The 23,133-nt window shown below is 65.2% G+C and carries 14 protein-coding genes and 2 pseudogenes; 4 read left to right on the forward strand and 12 right to left on the reverse strand.

Features of this window, described 5'->3' with window-relative positions:
- Positions 1-22: 22 nt before the first annotated feature.
- Genes KZO24_RS20920 through KZO24_RS20935 form a run of 4 tightly spaced genes read right to left on the reverse strand, consistent with a single transcriptional unit; the run spans position 23 to position 6,132 of the window.
- Positions 23-1,036, reverse strand: coding sequence for a dipeptide epimerase (locus KZO24_RS20920; RefSeq protein WP_271182225.1), 1,014 nt, complete (start codon positions 1,034-1,036; stop codon positions 23-25).
- A complete protein-coding gene (locus KZO24_RS20925; protein WP_271182226.1) occupies positions 1,033-2,343 on the reverse strand; it encodes an MFS transporter in 1,311 nt (436 codons plus the stop codon). The genes KZO24_RS20920 and KZO24_RS20925 overlap by 4 nt, the downstream gene beginning before the upstream one ends.
- On the reverse strand, positions 2,340-3,905 hold the full coding sequence (locus tag KZO24_RS20930; RefSeq protein WP_285020726.1) for a serine hydrolase domain-containing protein: 1,566 nt from the start codon (positions 3,903-3,905) through the stop codon (positions 2,340-2,342). The genes KZO24_RS20925 and KZO24_RS20930 overlap by 4 nt, the downstream gene beginning before the upstream one ends.
- A gap of 40 nt (positions 3,906-3,945) precedes the next feature.
- Entirely contained in the window at positions 3,946-6,132 is a 2,187-nt protein-coding gene (locus tag KZO24_RS20935) for a TonB-dependent receptor (protein ID WP_486487642.1), read from the reverse strand.
- 127 nt (positions 6,133-6,259) lie between these two features.
- Between KZO24_RS20935 and KZO24_RS20940 the strand changes: the two genes are divergently transcribed.
- Positions 6,260-6,844 (forward strand): TetR/AcrR family transcriptional regulator, encoded by a 585-nt coding sequence (locus KZO24_RS20940; protein WP_486487643.1) that lies wholly within the window; start codon positions 6,260-6,262, stop codon positions 6,842-6,844.
- A gap of 39 nt (positions 6,845-6,883) precedes the next feature.
- On the opposite strand, the pseudogene KZO24_RS20945 reads toward KZO24_RS20940, so the two are convergent.
- Positions 6,884-11,117, reverse strand: a pseudogene (locus tag KZO24_RS20945) (bifunctional nitrate reductase/sulfite reductase flavoprotein subunit alpha).
- 281 nt (positions 11,118-11,398) lie between these two features.
- Here KZO24_RS20945 and KZO24_RS20950 point away from each other — a divergent pair.
- A complete protein-coding gene (locus KZO24_RS20950) occupies positions 11,399-12,460 on the forward strand; it encodes a Rieske 2Fe-2S domain-containing protein (protein WP_486487644.1) in 1,062 nt (353 codons plus the stop codon).
- 14 nt (positions 12,461-12,474) lie between these two features.
- Here KZO24_RS20950 and KZO24_RS20955 read toward each other — a convergent pair whose 3' ends face one another.
- The 4 genes and pseudogenes from KZO24_RS20955 to KZO24_RS20970 form a co-directional block, all read right to left on the reverse strand.
- On the reverse strand, positions 12,475-12,660 hold the full coding sequence (locus tag KZO24_RS20955) for a hypothetical protein (protein ID WP_271180762.1): 186 nt from the start codon (positions 12,658-12,660) through the stop codon (positions 12,475-12,477).
- A gap of 236 nt (positions 12,661-12,896) precedes the next feature.
- Complete coding sequence (locus KZO24_RS20960) at positions 12,897-13,946, reverse strand: mechanosensitive ion channel family protein (protein ID WP_271180761.1); 1,050 nt, start codon at positions 13,944-13,946, stop codon at positions 12,897-12,899.
- Positions 13,943-15,156 (reverse strand): annotated as a pseudogene (gene metC / locus KZO24_RS20965) (cystathionine beta-lyase). The gene KZO24_RS20960 and the pseudogene metC overlap by 4 nt, the downstream one beginning before the upstream one ends.
- 191 nt (positions 15,157-15,347) lie before the next feature.
- Positions 15,348-16,598 (reverse strand): hypothetical protein, encoded by a 1,251-nt coding sequence (locus tag KZO24_RS20970; RefSeq protein ID WP_271180759.1) that lies wholly within the window; start codon positions 16,596-16,598, stop codon positions 15,348-15,350.
- 156 nt (positions 16,599-16,754) lie between these two features.
- Here KZO24_RS20970 and queF point away from each other — a divergent pair, with 156 nt between their 5' ends.
- Positions 16,755-17,213, forward strand: coding sequence for a preQ(1) synthase (gene queF, locus KZO24_RS20975; RefSeq protein ID WP_271180758.1), 459 nt, complete (start codon positions 16,755-16,757; stop codon positions 17,211-17,213).
- Positions 17,214-17,319: 106 nt separating this feature from the next.
- On the opposite strand, the gene KZO24_RS20980 is transcribed toward queF, so the two are convergent.
- Entirely contained in the window at positions 17,320-17,592 is a 273-nt protein-coding gene (locus KZO24_RS20980) for a hypothetical protein (RefSeq protein WP_008832353.1), read from the reverse strand.
- A 133-nt stretch (positions 17,593-17,725) separates the two neighbouring features.
- On the opposite strand from KZO24_RS20980, the gene KZO24_RS20985 reads away from it, so the two are divergent.
- Positions 17,726-19,285, forward strand: coding sequence for a carbon-nitrogen hydrolase family protein (locus KZO24_RS20985; protein WP_271180757.1), 1,560 nt, complete (start codon positions 17,726-17,728; stop codon positions 19,283-19,285).
- Between the two features lie 55 nt (positions 19,286-19,340).
- Here the strand turns inward: KZO24_RS20985 and KZO24_RS20990 are convergent, their stop codons facing one another.
- Together KZO24_RS20990 and KZO24_RS20995 are read right to left on the reverse strand one after the other, a co-directional pair.
- Positions 19,341-20,390, reverse strand: a complete 1,050-nt coding sequence (locus KZO24_RS20990) for a tyrosine-protein phosphatase (protein WP_271180756.1) — start codon at positions 20,388-20,390, stop codon at positions 19,341-19,343.
- Between the two features lie 60 nt (positions 20,391-20,450).
- Positions 20,451-22,979: a TonB-dependent receptor gene (locus KZO24_RS20995; RefSeq protein WP_486487645.1), complete on the reverse strand. Its 2,529-nt coding sequence runs from the start codon at positions 22,977-22,979 to the stop codon at positions 20,451-20,453.
- Between the last annotated feature and the right edge of the window lie 154 nt (positions 22,980-23,133).

Raw genomic sequence — 23,133 nt, forward strand, 5'->3', positions numbered from 1 at the left:
CGTGCAGCCGCCCCCATCGACGTCAGGCAGTCACGCTTCCCCACGCCGCGCCCCAGAGGTTCGGCGGGCAATGAATGCGTCCGTCACGATAGGACACAGGGTCGGGCAGATCCGCGGCGATGAAAGCCGAACCGTCGAGGTCCACGAAGTCACATAGCTGACCCAGCAGAAACGCCGGAGCCGCGGCAAGGCTGGACCCCGCCATGTTGCCGACCATCACGCCCAGCCCCAGCTTGCGCGCGAACGCCTCCATTTCCAGCGCTTCGGTCAGGCCGCCGCACTTGTCGAGCTTGATGTTGACGACCTGGAACCGGCCGACGAGCCCTGCGATGTCCTCCAGCCCCAGCAGGCTTTCGTCCGCCGCGATGGGAATGCGCGAGCGGATGTATTCGAGCCCGGCTTCGCCGCCGCGCGGGACGGGTTGCTCAAGGAGCGAGACCCCGGCCTCCACCAGAACGGGCAGGAGCGCATCAAGGCTGTCGACGCGGTAGCCCTGATTGGCATCGACCATGAGCCAGACATCGGGGCGGTGCTTGCGCACCAGCCTTATCCGCTCGCTATCGGCGTCGAGATCACCGTCGAGCTTGAGCTTGATCGCCTGCGCGCCGACATAGCTTTCCAGTTGCCGCAGCATCTGCTCGGGCGGGTCGGCGGACAGGGTGAACGTGGTGACCAGCGGCACCGGCGGCTTCAGGCCAGCCAGTTTCCACACCGGCACGCCCTGTTCCAGCGATTCCCGCTCCCATAGCGCTGCGTCGATGGCATTGCGCGCGCCGCCCGCAGGCATCGCCCGGCGCAGTTCCTCGCGGCCCGGGCCGTCCTCGATCAAGGGGCGGTAGGCTTCCAGTTCGGACAACATGTGATCGAGCGTATCGCCGGTGTAGTAGACCCCGCTCGCCTCGCCGCGCCCGGCCATACCGCCGCCTTCCAGCCTGACCTGCACGGCGGGGATGCCGGTGAAGACATGGCCGGCGATGCGCAGCGGCTGCCTGAAGGTCATCGGGTCGGTAGCTACGTGCAGCGTGAGCTTGCTCATGCCGTCGCCCCCACGATCCCGGTCCGCCGCGCGCCGCGCATGGCAAGCAGAAAGAAGAACGCCGCCAGCAGCGAACTGGGAAAGCTGACGCCCGCGATCGCCTGCCCCAGCATCGCCTCGCCGCCCAGCGCCTGGCTGAGCAGGGCGATGGCGGCCGGCGCGGTCGCGACGCCGAACACCGCCGAGACGAAGACGTTCGTGCCCAGCGCCAGCCCGCGTATCTCGTTGGGGACGTTGAGGGTGATCGCGATCACCCCGATCGTCGCCGTCACCGCACCCATCATCAGGTTGAGGGCCAGCATCCCGGCAAACAACGGAACCCCCGGCGAGAGCGCGAAGAACGACAGCGGCGCCGTCGCCAGCGCGGCGACGAAAGCCGGGATCAGCACCCCGGCCCTACCGCCGCGACGACGGCCGAGTTCCGCGCCCTGCCCTCCGGCAAGCGCGCCGACGATGCCGCCCAGGAACGTGACCGCGCTCAGCCACCCGGCGAACTGACCGGGCGAGAGATGATGGTCGCGGATCAGTACCGGCGTCGCCCAGACCGCCGCTGCCTGCAGGGCGATCTGGCAAAACAGCATCGCGAGGAGCAGCGGGACGAGGAAGGCGCGATAGGCCCACAGTTCGCGCAAGGCGGCCGATGTGGCGGTGGTCGTCTCCTTGCGCTCCTGCCGCGCAGGCTCGACGATCAGCAGCAGCGGGATCAGCAGCACGATCGCGAGGACCGCCGCCGCGAGATAGAGGGCACGCCAGGGCGCGAGGCCGCCCAGCAAACCCGGGCTGAACGTCAGCATCCGGGTCAGCGCATCGAACATCAGCCCGCCCGCGAGGATGCCGAACGCCTGACCCGAAGCCTGCCCCACCGCGAACAAGCTGGTGGCGACCGAACGACGCTCGGGCGGGAAGAGGTCGGCGATGACCGACAGGGCCGCCGGGATGATCAGCGCGAAGACCACGCCGAGCGCGATCCGCCAGATCACCAGCAGCGTCACGCTCGATGCGAAGGCGGTGCCGGCCATGCCCGCCATCCACACGATCAGCCCCACCACCAGCAGGCGCATCCGGTTGCGGCTGTCGATCATGCGGCCGAGCGGGATCGAACTGAGCCCGAACGCGAGCCCGAAGGCCGTGCCCTGCAGCAGCCCGATCTCGATGTCGCTGAGCGCCATGTCCCGCTTCATCGGTTCGATGAGCAGCGTCGTGAGCGTGATGTCCATCGACAGGAAGAAGCCCATGAGCGCCAGTACCGCCATGGCAGCCCGCGCACGGCGGGCCTCGGGATAACCTGGGCCGGGAATGCCGGTCATGCCTGCGCGCTCCGCTCGAACGCCAGTCGCACGGTGCGGCCGCTTGTGAACAGGAAGCCGCTGGCGCCGAATTCAAGCGTCCCGCCGGGCGGCGAGAAGGTGGGCGACACCGCGCGCCACAAGTCGGGGCCGAGCGGTTCAAGCAGATAGTCGGTGCCGCCCAGCGGCCCGGATAGCACGATCCGCGCGGTGCCCGTCTCGTCGATGCGAATATCCGCCGCAAGCCGCGCCGCGCGGCTTTCGTAGCGGCCGATGAGCGGGGCAGCGGTGGTCCCCTCGGGCACCGTGACCGGCGCAAGATGGTCGGCCACACCGAACTCGGTGGTTTCGAGCGCCGTGACGCCGTCCGTCTCGACCGGCAGGATGCGCAAGTCGGTGGGAAGGATCGCCACGGTCATGCGGCCGTCCGCATCCCGCTTCGTGGGCAGGCTCATGCCGCCCATCACGACGGCCTGCTGCCCGGCATGCCCGACGAGCGAAAGCACCTGCCCGGTGCGCGCGGAATGGAACGTGCCTTCGACCAGCCTGCACGCGGCGTCCTGCGGCGCGGGCGGCAGACCCTGGATGCAGCAGTCGATGATCGCATCGACGAGACTGTAGAGATCCAGCGCGCTGCGCCCGTTGGTCATGAGGATGATGTCGAGTTCATGCCCCAGCACCTTGAGCATCTGGCTCGACCCGCCGACGACCCCGCCCGCGTGGTGCACGGTGTCCAGCCCACGATGCTTCGTCATGTTGAGACCCAGCCCATAGCCGTGGGTCATGCGGGGCGTGCGCATCTGCGCCCAGGTCTCGGCGTTGCCGACGATGGGGTGGCTCATGTGCCGCAGCCACGCCAGCATGTCGTTGACGGTCGAGACGATGCCGCCCTCCCCGCCGATCCAGGCACCGAAGATGCCCCGGCTCCAGCCGCCGTCGGACCGCGGCAGGTGCTGCGTGGCGCTGTTGGGCAGAAGGTCGGTGTCGAGGGGACGCAGCAGCGTGTCGGCCATGCCGATGGGATCGAGGATGCAGGTCCGCAGGAAGTCGGCGAACGGCATGCCGCTGACCCGCGCCGCGATCTCGGTCAGCAGGACGTAGCCGCCGTTGTTGTAGTTCCAAGTCGTCCCGGCCGGGGCATTGACGCTGTCGAGCCCCGCCAGCAGGTCCAGCTGGAAACCGGCATCGGCGGCCACGCCCGGCCCGGCCGTGGAGAAGATCAGGTCGAGGCTGTCACGCATGCCGCTGGTATGCGCCATCAACTGTTCGATAGTGATCGGATCGGCCCAGGCGGGCAGTTCGGGGATGTAGTCGCGCGGCGAATCGGTGATCGCAAGCTTGCCTTCCTCGGCCAGCAGCATGACCGCAAGGACGCAGAAATGCTTGGTTGTCGAGCCGATCCGCATACGGATCGAGGGGGACAGAGCCACCGGCAGCTCGACATTGGCCATGCCGAAGCCGCGGCGATAACCGGGTATGCCCTTGAGGGCGACGCCGACCGCAAAGCCCGGCGCGTCGGTTCTGTCATAGGGCGCGAACAGCGCGTCGAGCGCCGCCACGTCGATCCTGGCCTGCTGGGACATGGGAATTCCTCGGGAGATGATCTGGAGATTGAGTGCGCGGTCAGAAGCGCGTGGTGGCGCTGAGCCCGATAGTGCGCGGCTGCATCATCGAGACCTGCGCGGGTCCGCCCAGGATCGACAGCACCGTGGCAGCGGAAAGCTGGCCGCGCGTATCGAACAGGTTGCGCACGAAGACTTGCGCCTCGACCGGGCCGACCGTCGCTCCGGCCCGCAGATCGACCGCGACATAGTCAGGCAGTTCGTACTGCGGGAACCCCGCACTGCCGTCGAACGAGGACGATCGATCGGAGACGAAGCGCACCGTCGCGCCCGCACTCGGACGCAGCGCGGACGTGGCAGGCGCCCGGTAATCGAGGTTCATCGTCACCGTGTACTTCGGCACGTTGGGCAGACGGTCGCCTTTGGTCGCGCCGAGATCGGCACTGTCGTCGGCAATGCGCGCATGCTGCCAGGCGAAGGAGCCGGTGGCGGTAAGGGTCGAACTCGGCCTTGCGGTCAAAGTCAGCTCGGCGCCGGTGACATGCGCCCCACCGGCGTTGGCGATCACCGAGACGCCGCCTGCCGCCGTGGCGATCTGGATGTCGTTCCAGTCGATGTAGTAGCCGGCAAGGTCGATGCTGAAGCTGCGGTCGGCGGTTTCCGCCTTGAAGCCCGCCTCGAAGCTCTGAAGCGAATCCGACTTGAATGTCGCAGGCGCCAGAGGCTCGCCGGTCAGCGGATCGTCGACGACGTAGTTCGGGCCTCCGGGGCGATAGCCGGTCGCGTAGCGGACGTAGAACGTCGCCTTGTCGCTGAAACGATACCGCGCGTTGGCGAGGTAGGTGACCACGTCGTCGCTGGAACGCGCCTGCGGCTGGGAGCCGATCAGCAGGCCCGATCCGATCTGCTCGAAGCGCTGCGTGTTGCGGGCATAGCGAAGACCGCCGGAAACGTCGAAGCGCTCGGTAATGTGCCAGGTCAGGTTGCCGAACGCGGCGAGTTCGCGGTAGCGGCTGGGAATGGCAATCGTCGCGAGATCGACCGGCGCGATCGAACCATTCGCGTCGTAGGGCACGATGAGCTGCCCGTTCCTGCTGTTCTCGTTGGTGAAGAAGCCTCCCACCAGCCAGTCGATCGTGCCAGTGCCGTTCGAAGCGAGGCGCAGTTCCTGCGTGAACTTCTTAGTGCTGCGCAACTGGCCCACCGCGACGGCGTCGAAGTTCAGGCCGAACTGGCCCAGCATCGGCACGTAGACGGCCGAAGCATCCTGACGGAAGGCGACGCGCGTGGTCTGGTAGCTGGTGATCGAGGTCAGCGTCGCAGGGCCAAGATCGTAATCGATCGTCCCGCTGACCAGGCGAAAGCGCTGTTCGAACCCTTCCGCCAGGAGCCGGCGCTGGTCGAAGCTGCCATCGACCGGCTCGCCCGCCAGCGTATAGTCCGCCGCCGCCGTGCCGCCGCGATGAATGTTCTGGAGATAGCCGCCGATGCGGATCGACAGCGCATCGCTCGGCTTGAGCAGCAGGTCGGCACGCCCGCCGTAGACGCGCGAACGATTCACGTCCTTGCGCCCCAAGGCAAGATTATCGATGAAGCCGCCGTCGCGCGAATAGAAACCGTTGGCGCGCAGGGCGACCTTGTCCGTCACGACCGGCACGTTGAACGCCGCGCCGCCGTTATAGCTGATACCGCCATGCCGGGTATCAGACACGCCCGCCTGCGCCGATCCGCTCACGCCATCCAACTGCGGAGCGGCGGTCACGTACTTGATGAGCCCGCCCATCGTGCTGGCACCGTAAAGCGTGCCCTGCGGTCCGCGCAGTACCTCGATGCGGTCCATGTCGAACAGTCCCGCGTCGAGCGACAGCGACGAGGCGTTGGTGAATGCGGTGCTTGAACCGTAAGGCACGTCGTTGACGTAGACGCCCACGGTCGGCCCGATGTCGTTCCCGGCCGTGACCCCGCGCAGCGTCAGCTGCGTCTGCCCCGGCCCGGCCGTGGTGAACGACAGCGCCGGCACCGAATTGGCGAAGTCGCGGAACTGCATGGCATTGATGCGCGCCAGATCCTCGCCCGAGATCGCGGTGACGGACTGCGGTGTTTCCAGCAGGCGTTCCGCCCGTTTCTGCGCCGTGACCACGATATCGCCGCCTGCGACCTCACTATCGAGCGACTGGGCGAACACAGCTCCCGGCGCCAGCGCCAATGCCGCCACACCCGCAGCCAAGAGCGATTTCATCGATGCCATGCCATTCCCCTTGATCAGCGGTTCTTCCCTCATGGAAACCGAACGTTCATTCTTTTAAAGAGGCTGTCAAGAGGTTGTAACTTCCCGCAAGACGAAATAACGAACGATTGTACTTTTTGAGGATGCCATGCCCAAACGCGACCCTGAGCACATGAACGCGCAGCGCGAGCGAATCCTGCGCGCCACGATCGAGTGCATCGCCCGCAAGGGCGTGGAAGGCATGTCGATGGCGGATATCCGCCAGCAGGCGGGGCTGAGCACCGGCGCGATCTACGTTCATTTCGCGAACAAGGAGGACATCGTCGCCGAAGCGCTGCGTTACGGTATCGTCGATGCCCTCGAATTTCCGGACGACTGGCCTTCATTCAGGGCGTTGATCGCCAACCTCGACGACCAGTTGGGGTTCGATATCGAGACGATCGTCCGCACCCGGCTTCACTTGCGCGCCGAGGCGGCGCGGCCGGGCAACCTGCACGACGTGTTCAAGCCGATACTGGAAGAGGCGCTGGCGATCCTGAGCGATCACCTGCAGGCGATGGCGGATCGTGGCGCAATCGGGCTCAAGATGAGCCCCCGGGAGACGGCCCAAGGCATGAGCGCCTTCGTCGATGGCTCGCTATGGCTGGCGCTGGCGATCGACCGGCCACTGGAAGACCTCAAGCCCGAATTGGCGCTGGGTCTCGATCAATTCGTTGAGGTGCCGGGCATGTAACAATAGGTTCGCCGATATGGCAACGATCTGAGGCAAAGGTCAGTAAACGTCTCGGACATACCGCTTCTCGCTCTGCATCTGGGCCACGTAGTCGACCGCATCTTCGTGGCTCATCCCGCCATGCCTCGCCACCACCTGCTTGAGTGCGGCATCGACATCCTTGGCCATTCGGCTCGCATCTCCGCACACATAGAAGTGCGCGCCGCTGTCCAGCCAGCGCCAGAGTTCCGCGCCTTCCTCCAGCATGCGGTGCTGGACGTAGATCTTGTCCGCTTGATCGCGCGAGAAGGCGAGGCTTAGACGGTCGAGGTGGCCAATACGGCGCCAATCGGCGATCTCTTCACGATAATAGAAGTCGGTTGCTTCGTGCTGCTCTCCAAAAACAGCCAGTTCGGGCCCTTGGCTCCCGTAGCCTGCCGATCATGCAGAAACCCGCGAAACGGTGCGATCCCCGTGCCGGGTCCGACCATGATCATCCCCCGATCCGGCTCCTTGGGGGATGGAAATGTGCGGCAGGCTGAAGAAAGATTCCGACGTCGCCGCTCGCCGCCCGGTCGGCCATGAACGCCGAGCAGACGCCGTGACGACGCCTCCCATCACAAGTATATCTTACGGTCGAGATCGTCAGTTGCACCTCGTCCCTTTGCGCATGCGGGCTCGAGGCGATCGAATAAAAGCGCGGTTGCAGAGGCCGCATCACGGAGCTCAGATCAGCCGGCGTCAGGCGGACCGCACTCTCGTGCAGGACATCGGCGATCTGGCGTCCCCACATCCACCGATCGAGTTCGGGCTTACGATCCGGGTCTATCAGCGGCGCGAACGCCGCGTCAGGCCGCCGTTCCACGATCAGTTCGAGGATGCTGCGGTTGAGGCGCGCAATATCCCAGTGCCGCAATAGAGCTTCGGACAGCGCCGTTTCGCCGACCTGCTTGACGACGACAGGCGTTTCGGGGGCAAGCCCGAGGACGTCCTGGATTTCCGAAGCAAGTGCAGGGCAATTGGCGGGCCACACACCCAGGGCATCCCCTGCACGGTAAGCAAAGTCGCAGCCGGTCAGGTCGAAGCCGATCTGCCGCACTTCTTTCTGCGCACCGACAGCGCTCAACAAGTCGTTTCTGGAAAGCGAGGTGAGCAGCGGCGCCTTTCGGGAGTACGGCGGGCTTCCGGCAGGACTTTGCATTTGGGAAGATCGAGGCGTGTCCAGTTTCCCCTCGGAAGGCGAAGCTGCCGCAGCTGCTACCGGCACTGCTGGCTCGCTGGCTTTCAGCGTGGCGATGACCTGTGACAACCAGGACGATGCCGGCTCCTCGTAATCGGGCTCGCAGTCTGTGCGGGGAGCGAGCCGGGCTGCCCCCAGTTCCTCCAGTCTTGCGTCGAGCTTTCGTCCGAAGCCGCAGAACTGATCGTAGCTGGAATCGCCGAACGCGAGGACCGAATATTGCAGCCCCTCCAGCCGCGGTGCGGCCGCATTGGCAAGAGCGGACCAGAACTGGCCGCCATTGTCGGGTGCGTCACCGTCGCCAAACGTGCTGGCGATCAACAGGACTTCGCTCGCATCCGCCAATTCCGAAAGCGCCAGTGCATCCATCGACAACACCCGGGTGGGATGATTGCTTCCCTTCAGTCGCGCTGCGCATGTCTCGGCGAAGCCTTCGGCGTTGCCTGTCTGAGAGGCCCAGAGCACCAGGATCTCGCGTGCGTCAGACTCTGGCGCCGCAAACACACCCATAGCAGGACCGGCTGCCAGAAGCGGTGTCTCGCCTCCAGGCAACGGAACGCGGGCGAAAAGGCCAGCGAGAAGCCCGTTGACGTAATGTCGCCGCCCCTCGTCAAAGGGGGCACCTGCCGGCACGAAGGGTAATTGCGCTGTTTCCAGTTCGGATGCTCGCAGTCCGGCCGTGAATCCCGAAAGGAATGTCTGTTCCTCATGCGTGAAAGCCGGCGGCGCGCTGACCGGCATGCCTACCAGGCGCTCGAACACGTCCAGTGCAGTGCGCTCGCGCTCGTCACCGCCGGACGGCGCCACGGCCTCTTGGTGCCGCTCGTTTCGAGCTGCCTCACCGGGTTGTACGGTCTCGAGGTCTATCGGGCCAGACACCCGCGACAGCCTTACCGCGGAGAACTTGAACTCGGGCTGCAGCGATATAGGGTCCACCGCATCGCTGGTGACCGTATTGATCGAAAGGTCGTCTCCGAAGACGTCGTTCCAGTGAAACGGCGCGAAGCAATTTCCCGGTCGCACGCGGTCGGTGACGATCGCCGGCAAGACGGCACGCCCGCGACGTGACTGCACTTCGACCTGATCCCGCTCGCCGATCTGCAGCGCTTTCGCATCCTCGGGATTGAGTTCTACGAAAGGACCGGGATTGAGCTTGTTGAGCATCGGCACCTTGGCCGTCTTGGTCAGGGTATGCCACTGATGCTGCAGGCGCCCGGTGTTGAGCACGAGCGGATATTCCTCGTCTGGCATTTCCGCCGGTTCCATGTGGGGACGCGGCAGGAAATGCGCCTTGCCGCTCTCGGTCGGAAAGGCGAGCCGAGGACGGGTTTCGTCCTCCTCGATCCTGAGCGTCTGACTGGTCCCGTCGTTGAGGTAGCGCGTGGGATTGCGGTCCTGCTCGCAATCCGGAGGACAAGGCCACTGCAGGGGAGTGCCACGCAACCGCTCGTGGCTGGCACCGCGAATGTCATAGCCGGTTCGAGGGTTCCAGAACTGGCGGATTTCCTCGAAGACATCCTCGGCGCATGCATAAGTGAACGCATCGCGATATCCCATTTCGCAGGCCACTCGGGCAATGATCTCCCAATCCGCCATCGCCTCGCCCGGAGGATCGACCGCCTTCTGCATGAGCGTCAGGTTACGCTCGGAATTGATCATGACTCCTTCCGCTTCTGCCCATAGCGCCCCCGGAAGGATGATGTGGGCATGGCGATTTGTCTCGGTATCGACATAGACATCCTGGGTGACGACCAGTTCGGCCGCCTCCAGCCCGGCAATGACGGTCTTGCGATTGGAGACGCTGGCGACCGGGTTGGTGCAGATGATCCAGCACGCTTTTATCCGGCCTTTCACCATTTCCTCGAACATCGCCACCGTACCGGCGCCGCTCTCGACCCGCAGAGTGCCATGCGGAACACCCCACGCGTCCTCGACGAAGAGGCGATCGGCCTCGCTGATGGTCGCACGCTGGCCAGGCAGGCCCGGCCCCATGTATCCCATCTCGCGACCACCCATGGCATTGGGCTGGCCCGTAAGCGAGAATGGCCCGCTGCCCGGACGGCAGATGGCCCCGGTCGCGAGGTGCAGGTTGCAGATCGCATTGGTATTCCAGGTGCCATGCGTGCTCTGGTTGAGCCCCATGGTCCAGCAGGTCATCCATTCGCCTGCCTTTGCGATCCATTGCGCGGCCTGCCGCAGATCGGCCTCCGGGATGCCTGTGATCTCGGCAACCCGCGGCGGTGCGTAGTCCGCAAGAAACTGCGGCATCGCATCCCAGCCTTCGGTGAACGCAGATATGAAGTCGCGATCGATGCCGCCCTGCTCGACAAGGAGATGCAGCAGGCCATTGAGCAGTGCGAGGTCCGTGCCCGGTTTTACCTGAAGGAACAGGTCGGCCTTGTCCGCCGTGGTGTTGCGCCGCGGATCGACGACGATCAGCTTTGCGCCCGCCTTCACCCGGTCCATCATTCTGAGAAACAGGATCGGATGGCAGTCCGCCATATTGGCGCCAATCACGAAGAAGAGGTCCGCCTGGTCGAAATCCTGGTAGGATCCCGGAGGGCCATCCGCTCCGATCGAGAGCTTGTAGCCGCTGGCAGCGCTCGCCATGCACAGCCGCGAGTTGCTTTCGATATTGTTGGTGCCGATGAAACCTTTGCATAGCTTGTTGGCAAGGTACTGCGCCTCGAGCGACATCTGCCCCGAGACGTAGAACGAGACCGCGTCCGGCCCGTCACGATCGATAATCGTGCGCAGGCCATTTGCGGTTCGGCTGATCGCCTCGCTCATCGGGATCGCACCCTGGTCGCTGCTGCCGGCGATGCGGGCATAAGCCGCATCTGCGCGCCCCGGAGCCGTCACCGGGACATGGCAACTGCTTCCCTTGGTGCACAGCCTGCCGAAATTCGTCGGATGGTTCTTGTCACCGGTCACCTTGACGATGCGACCGTCCGCAACATCCATGACAATACCGCAGCCAACACCGCAATAGGGGCACACGCTCTTTACCGATTTGCGCTCCACGCCAGCCTTTCCAACACGAAAAAGCGCCATCAGCCGCACCCCGAACCCGGAATGAGCCGATGGCGCCGTTGCCATACAATCATGAAATGAGACGGGCTGCCTGCCGCCACGCTGCGGAAGAAGCCTCAGATGCTCGATATACTGACAGATACAATACGCATCGACAAGCACGATTTTGCAGCGCGGCATTGCCATCAGCAGTCGACTGCTTCCGCTCTAAATTTTGCAACACAATGTGCAAATCATTGCGTTTGATAGAGCAGAGAAGGAGGCGGAAAAGGCGCGGGAAACCTTCAGCGGATGAAAATTCCATGGCTACTGCCGCCGTCATCGCCCCCGTTCGGCCTGCCCTTCCCCTGGGCTGCACTTTCGATCCGGAAGACTGGTACGTCCTCGCCCGTCACTGGTATCCCGTAGCACTCGCTCGCGAAGTGGGCGAGAAGCCGGTCGGCACCAGGCTGCTCGACCAGCCGCTGGTGATCTACAAGTCAGGCGACGAGATTGTCGTCGCGACCAACGTATGCCCGCATCGCGGGGTGCCGCTAAGCCTCGGGACGCAGCAGGGCGATAGCGTGGTGTGCCCCTATCACGGTCTCAGGTTCGGGGGCGGCGGCAAGTGCGTCCACGTCCCTGCGCACCCCGCGCGCGACATTCCGGAGCGGCTGCACCTGCGTACTTTCCCCAGCTTCGAACGCTACGGCCTGATCTGGACCTGCCTCGACGCCGAGGGCGATGCTCCCGCGACGGGCGACATTCCCGACATGCCGCACTGGGAAGAGCCCGAATTCCAGCAGATCACCTGTCCCTGGATCGATATCAACGGTTTCGCTGGACGCCAGTTGGAAGGCTTTCTCGACGTCGCGCACTTCGCCTTCGTGCATACCGAGACTTTCGCCGATCCCGACAATGCCGAAGTCCCGGCCTATGCGCCGAAACGGACCGAATACGGCTTCGAGGCAGAATACTGGAGTTCGGTAGGCAACTATCCGATCGGCGTCTCTCAGCGCGGGGTTCCCGGATTCAACTGGCTGCGCCATTTCCGCTGCCACCTGCCGTTCACGGCGACGCTGGAGATTCATTTCCCGGGCACCGACCGGCTGGTCATCATGAACGCCGCCTCGCCGGTGTCGGCCCGTGTGACGCGCCTGTTTGCGCCGATCGCCCGCAATTTCGACACCGACCTGCCGGTGCAGGACGTCTACGACTTCAACCAGCGCATCTTCGAGGAGGACAAGGCCATCGTCGAGGCGCAGATGCCCGAATGGCTTCCGCTCGATCCTACCGACGAGGCGCATATCCCTGCGGACATGAGTTCGATGACGTATCGCCGCGGCCTCAAGGCCCTCGGGCTCAAGCGCTTCTTCGGGTACTGAAGAAGCGCTTCAGGTCAGAACGTAGGACTGGGAGCCAGGGCAGGCGGCAAGTCCGTCTCGCCCAGCAGCGACAGCATCTCACGCTCGGTCGTCCGGACCATGCCGTCGAGCGGCAGGTCGTTGGGTTCGAGGCCGAAAAAGGTATAGCTCACCAGCAATACCGGCAGGAGCTTCCACCAGCGCAAGGCTCCGGCCAGCACGAAAGTGCAATGTCAGGCACCCTTGATCATGTCGAGCATCTTCGCAGGTTTTCGTGCGGACTCAGGCGCCTTCAACATGACAACGGTCAATCGGGTCTAGGTGGCCATCTCGCCCCCGGGTACTCGAAAGATCGGTATCCAAATAGTATCGAGATCGCGTGCCGAGGATCGACAAAGGGAATTTGGATACAGACAAGCCTTTCCGGACAAGTCCCAAACAGGTGGGTATGCCGCAATCAGTTCAGGGGCGTCTTGCCCTCGTCGGACCGAAGCGCGGCAATCAACTCGCGCATCGTCTCAGTATCGCGAAGGTTGAGATCGCGCTGAGGGAAAGGCACCTTGATGCCGTTCTCGCGCATAAGCCTCCAGAGCCCTTTTAGGACGTCAGAACGCACGTTTCCGGTGCCTTCCTCGGGATCGGTGATCCAGACGTGGATCACGAAGGCGACTCCATTCTCCGCGAAGCTGTCGAGCCAGACGGTCGGCGGCGGGGCCTTGAGGACACGTTTTACGGCACCCGCTGCCTCCAGCATCAGCTTCTCGGCAAGCTCGATATCGGAGGCATAGGGGACCACGACCGGGACTTGGATACGCACATTCTTCGACGAATATGACCAGTTCTCGACCTGATTGATCATCAGGTTCTCGTTCGGGATCAGGTATTCCTTCTGGTCGCGCGTGGTGAGCGAGACGGCGCGGATGCCAATGCGGCGGATCTGGCCGAAGGTGTACTGCCCGCTCTGGTCGGCAATGGCGATGACGTCGCCCGGCTTGATCGACTTGTCCATCAGCAGGATGATACCGGCGATCAGGTTGCCGAAGGTCTTCTGCAGGCCGAAGCCGATGGCGAGGCCGAAGGCGCCGGAGAACACCGTCAGCGCCGTCAGATCGATCCCCAGCACGTCGATGCCGACGAGGATGGCCACGGTCCAGATAAACAGGCTGACCATCTTCTCGGTCAGCAGCCGCTGCGTCATGTCGAGGCGCGTCGCGCGGGCCAGCAGCCGGCTCGACATGCGGCTGGTGATCCAGGCGACCGAGATCACCAGCGCGAGCACAGCGACGATGACGGTCAAGTCCCACAGCGAAATGCGGCTGGAGCCGACCTGCACGGCCAGCTTGTCGAGCGTGTCGACGATGTTGCCGATCGTGTCGCTGCGGGCGGAGACGACGTTCTTGATGCCTTCCGCGCCCGCGACCGGCTCGGCGTGCTTGACCACGACGGCGGTGGCTGTCGCGGTCGGCGTCGGGCTCGCCGTGGCGGCCGCGACAAGGGGCGCGGTCACTGCCCCCGCCATGCTTCCAGTGCCTGCTCGATGTCGGCGATGAGGTCCTCGGGCGCCTCCAGGCCGATGGCAAGGCGTACGCCGTGGCGGTCGCCTTCCGCGGCAGGAGCGGGCGGCCAGGCCATGGTGTTGCGGTAGGCGGAAGGCTCGATGGGGATCGCCAGGCTTTCGAACCCGCCCCACGAATAGCCGATGCCGAACAACGTCAGCGCATCGATGAAGCGGTTGCGCGCGGCTGCATCGCCGCCCCTGAAAGTGAAGCTGAAGAGGCCGCAGCCGCCTGTGAAATCGCGCTTCCACAAGTCATGGCCCGGTGCGCCGGGCAGCATCGGGCAGAGCACTTGCGCCACTTCCGGCCGCTTCGAGAGCCACGTTGCGATTTCCAGCGCGCTCTGCGTCTCGTGGGCAAGGCGCAAGTGCAAGGTACGTAGGCCGCGAAGCGCAAGCGCCGCGTCGTCGGGAGAGACGACATTGCCCAGTTGCTGCGCGCGGCCGCGCAGCTTTGCGTAGAGTTCCGGCCCGGCGCTGGCGCTGCCCATCATCAGGTCCGAGTGGCCGCCGACATGCTTGGTCAGCGCCATCAGCACCACGTCGATCCCGTGGCTCAGCCCCGCGAAGCCGAGCGGGCTGGCCCAGGTGTTGTCGAGCACCGAAACCGCGCCCTTCTCCCGCGCGATGCGGGCCAGCGCGGGCAGGTCGCACATTTCCATCGAGAGGCTGCCCGGTGCTTCCAGCAGCACTGCCCGTGTGCGGTCGCAGAAGGCGGCTTCGTAGGCCTTCAGATCCAGCGGATCGAAGAAGCGCGGCTCGATGCCCATGTCGGTCAGCAGGCCCTTGCCCATCGAACGGGTCGGGTCGTAGGCATTGTCGGTGATCAGCACGACGTCGCCCGGCCGCAGCAGGGTCAGCATGACCCCGGCAATGGCGGCGACGCCGGAAGGATAGAGCACGGTGCCTGCGGCGCCGGGCTCCAGCGCGGTCAGCGCGTCGGCCAGCGCCCACTGCGTCGGCGCGCCCCGGCGGCCGTAGAAGAAACGCCCGTCCTCGTTGGTACGCGGACCCTGCGCCAGCGCGGCGGTGTTCTCGTAGAGGTGGGTGCTCGCGCGCCAGACCGGGGGTTGACGACCGGCCCGGTCCATTCGCTACGCCTCCCCGCGCCGACGATTACCGTGGCGTTGGAGAGGGTTCCGGGGGCATTCGTGCTGCTCAATGTCGTCTCCGCGAGTGGGGAGCGCTGACCCTAGAGCACTATGACATTTGATTAAACCGACCTTTCGTCATTGCGAGCGCAGCGAAGCAATCCAGAGCGGCGCGAAACTGCCCTGGATTGCTTCGCTGCGCTCGCAATGACGATGCAAGGCAAAGTCATCGATCTCGATCAGTGAAGTCCGACCCGTTAGCCTAACCGGCCGCGCGGCGGCGGTCGTCCGGCAGCACCGGATAGGCGCGCGCCTCCGCCACCTCGCGCGCGCCGAGATCGCGGTGCTCCATCGGGCCGGTGTCGAGCCGTAGCGGCGCCAGCGCGGGGCCTCCGGCGATGCCCAGCGTGAAGACGCGGCGTACGGGCGCGACGGTCTCGGCGAAGACTGCGCCCACACGCAGCAGCGGCACGAAGAACGACGCATTCGTGCGCTGCAGCGGCCTAATGGCGCTGAGCGGCAGTTGCACTTCGCCGGTGAGGGTAACGCTCTCCCCCGCCGCAAGCGCAGGCACCGGCTTGAGCGGCGTCAGCGTCTCCAGCGGCGGGGCAAGCTGCTGCTCGGAGGTCAGCGAGCCATGTGCGCCGATCATGTCGCCGATCAGGTGCCCGGCCGGGAGGTCGGTGCCCGCCGTCAGCGTCACCCGGTACTGCAGCGTCGCGAAGACCAGCGAGAGGCGCAGGCCGACCGGCTCGAAGGCGATATCGACAGCTTCCGGCGCAGCGGCTGGCGGCGGGGTCGGAGCGGGACGCGGCGACACCTGCGGGCTGGCGAATTCCGGCTGCGGAACGGGGGCAGGCTTCGGAACAGGAGGCGCGACGGGTTCGGCGACCTCCTGCACTTCGGGCCAATCTTCCGCTTCCTCGGCCGGGCGCTTGCGCCGCAGAAAGAACGCAAGGGCGCCCAGGACGACCAGCACTGCCGGGATTGCCCATACCCATATGGGCAAGCCCTGCTGCGCAACCGGAACGAGAGGCGCAGGCGCAGGTGCTGTCGTGGGCTTTTCGACCGCCGAGGGCGCAGGGATCGGCGTCGGTAACGGTTCGGGCGCGACCGGCGCGGAAGCCGAGGGAGTGCCCTGCGGCTCGGGCGTCGCCGAAGCGCGCGGTTCGGGCGCGCTGGGGCTGGCTGCCGGGTTCGGCGTTCTCGTCGGCGTGGAGCGCGGGGTCACGGAGGGTTGCGCGGTGGGCTGGACGCGCGGAGGCTGAGCGGATGGCTGGACCTGCGGCGGGGGTGCGGCAATGGTCGGCACCGGTTCGGGCGCGGCATTGCGCGGCCGCAGGATAGGGTTCTGCGCGTCGACCGGACCTTGTGCCCGCGAACTCGGGGTCGCGGTCGGCTCGGGAAGGCTCCAGGTGGTGCCGCTCGACTGGGCACCGACAGGCCCCGCGAGAATTGCGGCCAGCGCGGTCGAGATCGCCGCGCGCGCTATGATTGAATTCGTGCCCCTCATGGTATCTTCGGTCTTCGCCAAACTTCGTGTGAACCCTCAGTTAATGCCTCCTGTCCGCACGACAAGACGTGGCCTGCCATCGTCCATCGCCGGTGTGACATATGGGCCACCTGCGACATACTTGCGTTCGCGCGTCCTTGGCGGCATTGCCGGGTCATGACTGACACCTCTTTCCCCCTCCACCTCGGCCAGCAGAGCGGACTTCCTGCTTCGCCCGAGGAAGCCCAGCTCGATTACGTCCCGAACCCGCGCGTCGGCAGCCTCTATCTCGCCCGCTTCGCCGCGCCGGAATTCACCTCGCTCTGCCCGGTGACCGGACAGCCCGACTTCGCGCATCTCGTGATCGACTACGCGCCCGGCGAAACCATCGTCGAATCGAAGAGCCTCAAGCTGTTCCTGGGCTCATTCCGCAATCACGGCGCCTTCCACGAGGACGTGACCGTCGGCATCGGCCAACGCCTGTTCGACGAAATGAAGCCGCTGTGGCTGCGCATCGGCGGCTACTGGTATCCGCGCGGTGGCATTCCGATCGACGTGTTCTGGCAATCGGACGCACCGCCCACCGGGCTCTGGGTGCCCGATCAGGGTGTACCGGGTTATCGCGGCCGGGGGTGATCCTCAGTTTCGTCATTGCGAGCGAAGCGAAGCAATCCAGGGCGGTCTACGCGGCCCTGGATTGCTTCGCTTCGCTCGCAATGACGAGTTGGGAAAAGAACCGGCCTTAGAACCCTGCGCTGGCAAATCGCGCGCCATTAACCCGCGTGAGGTCGATGGTGCCTTTGCCGATCGAAGCCATCTGCCGGCTCGTCAGGCACTGCGCGTAGACGGTCGGCGCCTCGGCCTTGCGGGCGGCCTCCGTATCCAGCGCACTGTCGATACCGGCATCGCAGGAACCGCGCGTCTCGTAAGTCCGCACCGGCGTCTCCAGCCGCTGGCAGGCGGTGCCGTCGTCCGAACAGGCGAACAGGGCGAGAGCGTAAAGGGTTGCACTCATGGGGGCAGTCTCCTTTCAGGGAAGACAACGGCCCGGGCGCCCCATGTATCCCGCGTCGCCTGAGAAAAAATGAATCCGCTCAAGAGGATTACGGACTGGAACCTTCCGCGCCGCAATGCGTAGAACAGCGCTCATGGACCAGACCAAAGCCAAGCTCATCATCCGCGAAGCGACCGTCGCGGACGCCGCCGCGATCGCCCGTCTCTCCGTCAAGGTCTACGGCAAGGCCGATGCCTTCACCCGCGCCGAGATACGCGGGCAGGTCATCAATTTCCCCGAAGGCCAGTTCGTGGCCGAGTACGAAGGCAAGGTCGTCGGCCACTGCGCGACGATGATCGTCACCTCCGACCTCGCCTTCAAGCCGCACACCTGGGAAGAGATCAGCAACGGCGGCTACGGCCGTCCGCCTGCGCCCGAAGGCGACGTGCTCTACGGCTTCGAGGTCTGCGTCGATCCCGACTACCGCCGCCTGCGCATCGGCCAGCGCCTCTACCGCAAGCGCCGCGAGGTCTGCCAGTATTTCGAGCTGAAGGGCATCGCCTTCGCGGGCCGCATGCCCGGCTACTACCGCCGCAAGCGCGCCTATCCCGATCCGGCCGACTACGTGCAGGCGGTGCGCGACAAGAAGATCCGCGACCAGGTCATCAACTTCCAGATGAACGAGGGCTACGAGCCGCGCGGCATTCTGCCCGACTACATCCCCACCGACCGCGAGAGCGGCGGCAACGCGGTGCTGATGTACTGGACCAACCCGCTCGCCCCGCTGGACACCGGCAAGGCGATTCCCGGCCTCAAGGAGCGCGTGCCCTCCAGCGTGCGCGTCGCCACCGTGCAGTTCCAGATGCGCAAGATCGACACGATCGACGAGTTCGAGGCCCAGGTCGAATACTGGATCGACGTCGCCGCCGACTACGAAAGCGACTTCGTGGCCTTCCCCGAGCTGTTCACGCTCGAACTGCTCTCGATCGAGGAGAAGAAGCTGCAGCCGGTCGAGGCGATCGAGAAGATCGCCGAATACACCGAGCGCTTCGTCGAGTTCATGGCGCGCATGGCGGTCAGCTACAACATCAACATCATCGGCGGCTCGCACCCCACCCGCGTGAAGCTGAAGGGCGGCAAGAGCGAGATCCGCAACATCGCCTATACCTTCCTGCGCGACGGCGCGGTGCACGAGACACAGAAGCTGCACCCGACGCCGTCGGAACGGCGCTGGTGGAACATCAAGGGCGGCTACGGCGCCAACGTCATCCCCACCGACTGCGGGCCGATCGGGGTGATGATCTGCTACGACAGCGAGTTCCCCGAACTGGCCCGCCATCTCGTCAACCAGGGCGCGCTGATGCTGTTCGTGCCGTTCTGCACCGACGAGCGGCGCGGCTACCTGCGCGTGCGCTACTGCGCGCAGGCCCGCGCGGTGGAGAACCAATGCTACGTCGTCACCTCGGGCGTCGTCGGCAACCTGCCGAACGTCGAGAACATGGACGTCCACTACGCCGAAAGCGCGATCCTGACGCCCAGCGACTTTCCCTTCGCCCGCGACGGCGTGGCGGCGGACACCGCGCCCAATACCGAGACGATCGCGATCTCAGACCTCAGCCTCGACGCGCTGCTGACCGCGCGCCAGTCGGGCGCGGTGCAGAACCTCAAGGACCGCCGCTTCGACCTCTACCGCGTGGAGTGGGCACAACACTGAGGGCACTTCGACAGGGCGGAGAACGCATTCACGTATGCCCCCGCCCTTTCGTTCATCAGTCCAGCATCGTCTTGCGCAGCTTCGCGAAGTCCGCATCGGTGAAGCCGAGCGTGCGCAGGTAGGCTTCCGAACCGCCGTACTGCTTGTCGAGGTAGGTGAAGAACTGCGCCAGGTGCGAGGCACCGGAGGGCGTATAGAGCAGCTCCGCCTTGCGCGGCTTGCCGTCCTCGCCCGCGACGTAATACTTCAGGATCGGGTTGTTCGGATAGTCCTTGGGGTCCACCTTGGGCATCTCGAACTGCGTGCGACGCAGCTCGGTGGAGAGGTGGTAGTCCTTCAGGATCGTCTCGCGATCGACGCCGAGCACATCGTAGAGCAGCGCCGTCGCCATGCCGGTGCGGTCCTGCCCGGCCGAGCAATGGTAGACCACCGCGCCCTCGTCCGCGATCAGGCGGCGGAACAGCGAGCGGAACTGCGGCGCCAGCATCTTCTCCATGCCCGCATACATGTTCTCGCCGCCGCCCTGGCCCATCTTCGCCATCAGCGGCTTGAGGGAATAGTCGTTGGCGATGAACAGCGCGCCCACCTTGTCGTCGAGCAGGTCGGGCGCAACCTCGCGCTCCTCGATCGAGCGCAAGTCGACGATGTTGCCGATGCCCAGCTGGCCGAGCAGCGCATAGTCCGCGTCGGTCAGCAGCGGCATCGCGCCCGAGCGGAACGCCTTGTCCCACTTCACCGTATGCCCGTCCTTCGTGACGTAGCCGCCGACATCGCGGAAGTTGCTGCCCTGCTCCAACGGCAGCACGCGCTCGGCGACGACGGTGCGGCCCTTGCCGCCTTTCCCTTCGAGGATCACATAGCGCCGGTCCGACGCCGCGATCGGCAGCTTTAGCACGCCGTCCTTGCTGGCTGCGGCAAAGCGCTGGTCGCCCTTGTCCAGCACGGTGTCGGCGCTGATCCACACCGCTACGGGAGCGGTATCGTCGCGCTTCAGTTCCACGCTCGAGGCATCGAGGCGGGTCAGCGTCGCCAATTCCCGCGCCATCACGGGCGATCCCGCCAGCACCAGCGCGGTCACCAAAGTGGTCGTAGCGATCTTTCGCATCATCATTCTCCCTGTCAGTAGCTGAAGCGGACGCCGAACAGGTAGCGCGCGCCGATCTGCTCAACCTCGGTCGGCATTGCGGTCGTGCCCTGGTAGGCGATGTACTTTTCGTTGGTGAGGTTCGCGAGGTCGGCGAACAGCGTGAAGTTGTCGGTCAGGGCATAGCGCAGCGAGACGTCGAGGTTCTCGTAGCCCTTGCGGTATTCGCCGCTGCCGAAGCCGCCGAGCGAGATCCAGCCAGTCCGACCGCCACTGGTAGCTGACGCGCGCCGAAAGCCCGTACTTCTCGTAGAACAGCGAGGCGTTGGCGATCTTGTCCGACATGCCCTGGAAGGCGATGTTCTTCTCGGTCGGCGTGTCGAAATCGCCGTCGAGCAGCGTCAGGTTGCCCTGGAAGCCGAACCCGTCGAGCGCGCCCGGCAGGAAGTCGAACTGCTTGAGGACGTTGAACTCGACGCCGTAGAGCTTGCCCTTGTCGCCGTTGTAGGTGCCGGTCAGCAGGTAGCCCGAACGGTCGACCCCGCCGAAGTTGTAGAAGTCCGAACCCACCGGATTCTGCGCCTGATACAGCACGTTGTCTACCGAGCGGTAGAAGCCCGCGATCGAGATCATGCCGTTGCCGGGCAGGTAGTATTCGATGCTGGCGTCCGCGCCCCAGGTGTACTCGGGCTTCAGCGCCGGGTTGCCGCCGCCGATGGTGCCGGGGCTGTTGGTGTCGTTGATCGACGCGCCGACCCGGATCGCGCCATAGGCCGGGCGCGACACGCCGCGCTGGCCGGCAAGGCGCAGCACGAGGTTGTCGGTCGCCGCATACTTGATGTTGAGGCTGGGGAAGAAGTCGGTCTTGCTCGTGTGACGCGTCAGCGGCGTATAGACGCCGCCCGCCAGCACCGAGCCGCCGTTGTCGAGGACGTAGTTCTCCACGCGCACGCCGCCCACGGCGGTCAGCGGGCCGCTTTCGACCTTGGCCATCACATAGCCCGCCAGCGTCTGCTCGCGCTGGGCGTACTTGTCGGTGGTTGGCACGTCGAGCGAGGGATCGTAGAGCCCCGCCGCCTCCAGCCGCCCGAGCAGGCTGTCGATGTCACGGCGCATCGCCACGTTATCGACGTAGTTGAACGTGACGCCGAGCGGGAAGCCGGTGTCCCAGGCCTTGTCGGTGACATAACTGTTGACGTCGAACGGCTCGCCCGTCGCCGCGCTCAGCGCGCCGATATAGACGATGTTGGACGAGGAGAAGTTGTTACCCGCCACGTCGCGGTCGATGTAGAGGCCGCCCGCCGAGAGCTTCAGGTCGCCCATCTGCTTCGACAGGTCGAGCTTGGCGGTATAGCTGTCCGACACCGTCTTCTGGCGCGCGGTGATCATGTAGGTGCTTGAAGTGCTCAGGCTCTTCTGGTCGAAGTCGCCGATGATCGAGACGATCGGGAAGCGCGGATCGGAATTGTCATAAGTCAGGTCGAGGTTGTTCGCGCCGCTGGTCGAGGACTGGACGAGGGGCAGGTAGCTGGTGTTCTCGGTGCGCGCGTAGTTGAACTTGAACGAGGCGTTGAAACCGTCGTCGCCTTCATAATCGCCGCCAAAAGTGCCGATGTAATTGCGGTTGCGATACTCGCCGAAGTTGAAGCTGCCGCGCAGCGGCACGCCGGTCAGGTTGCCCGATTCCAGCGTGCGGGTGCCGCCGGTCGCGCGGTCGAGGCGAAATTCGTACTGGTTGCGCTGTTCGTTGTCGTTGAATTCGGAGAAGATGGCCTTGGCGTAGATGCGCTTGCCTTCCTCGGGCTGGTATTCGACGCCCGCGAAGAGGCCGTTGTTCCACCGCTCGATCTGGTACTGGCGCACGTCGAACTCGGTCGGCCCGTTGGCATCGTAGGCGCCGACTTCGCGGTTGTCGGTCAATTGCTTGCGGCGATAGTGCGATCCGCCGATGACGAAACCGAACGTGTCGTTCGACCACGACAGGCGCAGCGATCCCTGCCGCTGCTCGCCCTTGCCCAGCCCCATGAAACCGTAGCCCGCGTCGCCGGAGACGTGCAGGCCCTTCTGCTCCATCGGCGAATAGGTCTTGAGGTCGATCGTGGCGACGACGGCGTCGGCCTGCAGGTCCGAGGTCAGAGACTTGTTGACCACCATCTGCGAAAGCAGCACGGCGGGGATCGCGTCGAAGCGGAAGGCGCGGGTGTCGCCGCCCTCGTCCACGCCTGCCATCGGGATTCCGTCGATGCTTACCGAGGTCCAGCGGTTCGGCGCGCCGCGCACCTGGATGTAACGCTCCTGCCCCTGATCGCGCTGCACCGCGACGGCGGGCAGGCGCGAGAGCGCGGCGGCGGCGTTCTGGTCGGGGAAGCGGCCGACCGCATCCGATGCGGCGACGTCGGCAAGGTTGTCCATCACCCGCTTGGCCTCGATCGAGTCCTGCTGCGCCGAGACGATCGAGCCGGTGACGACGATGTCTTCTCCGATAGCGGCATCATCGGCGGCAACGTCCGGGGCCTCCTCGGCATGAGCGACGGCAGCGCCGGCGAAGGCGCAGGCAAGAACGCCGACGATCGCCGTCGAGCGCAGGAATAGACAAGTGTTCAGTTTCACGACGAGCCCCCGAGAAGATTGGATCGACGCGGCAGCTAGAACGACTGTATGTATGTTGGATGACACTTTTCCGGCACTCCCGCAACGACGTGCGTGCGCGGGTATCACTCGATCGCAGGCGCGGTGTCTGCTAGGAGGGTGAAATTGCCAGTCG

This window comes from Novosphingobium sp. NFX11 (assembly GCF_057376415.1).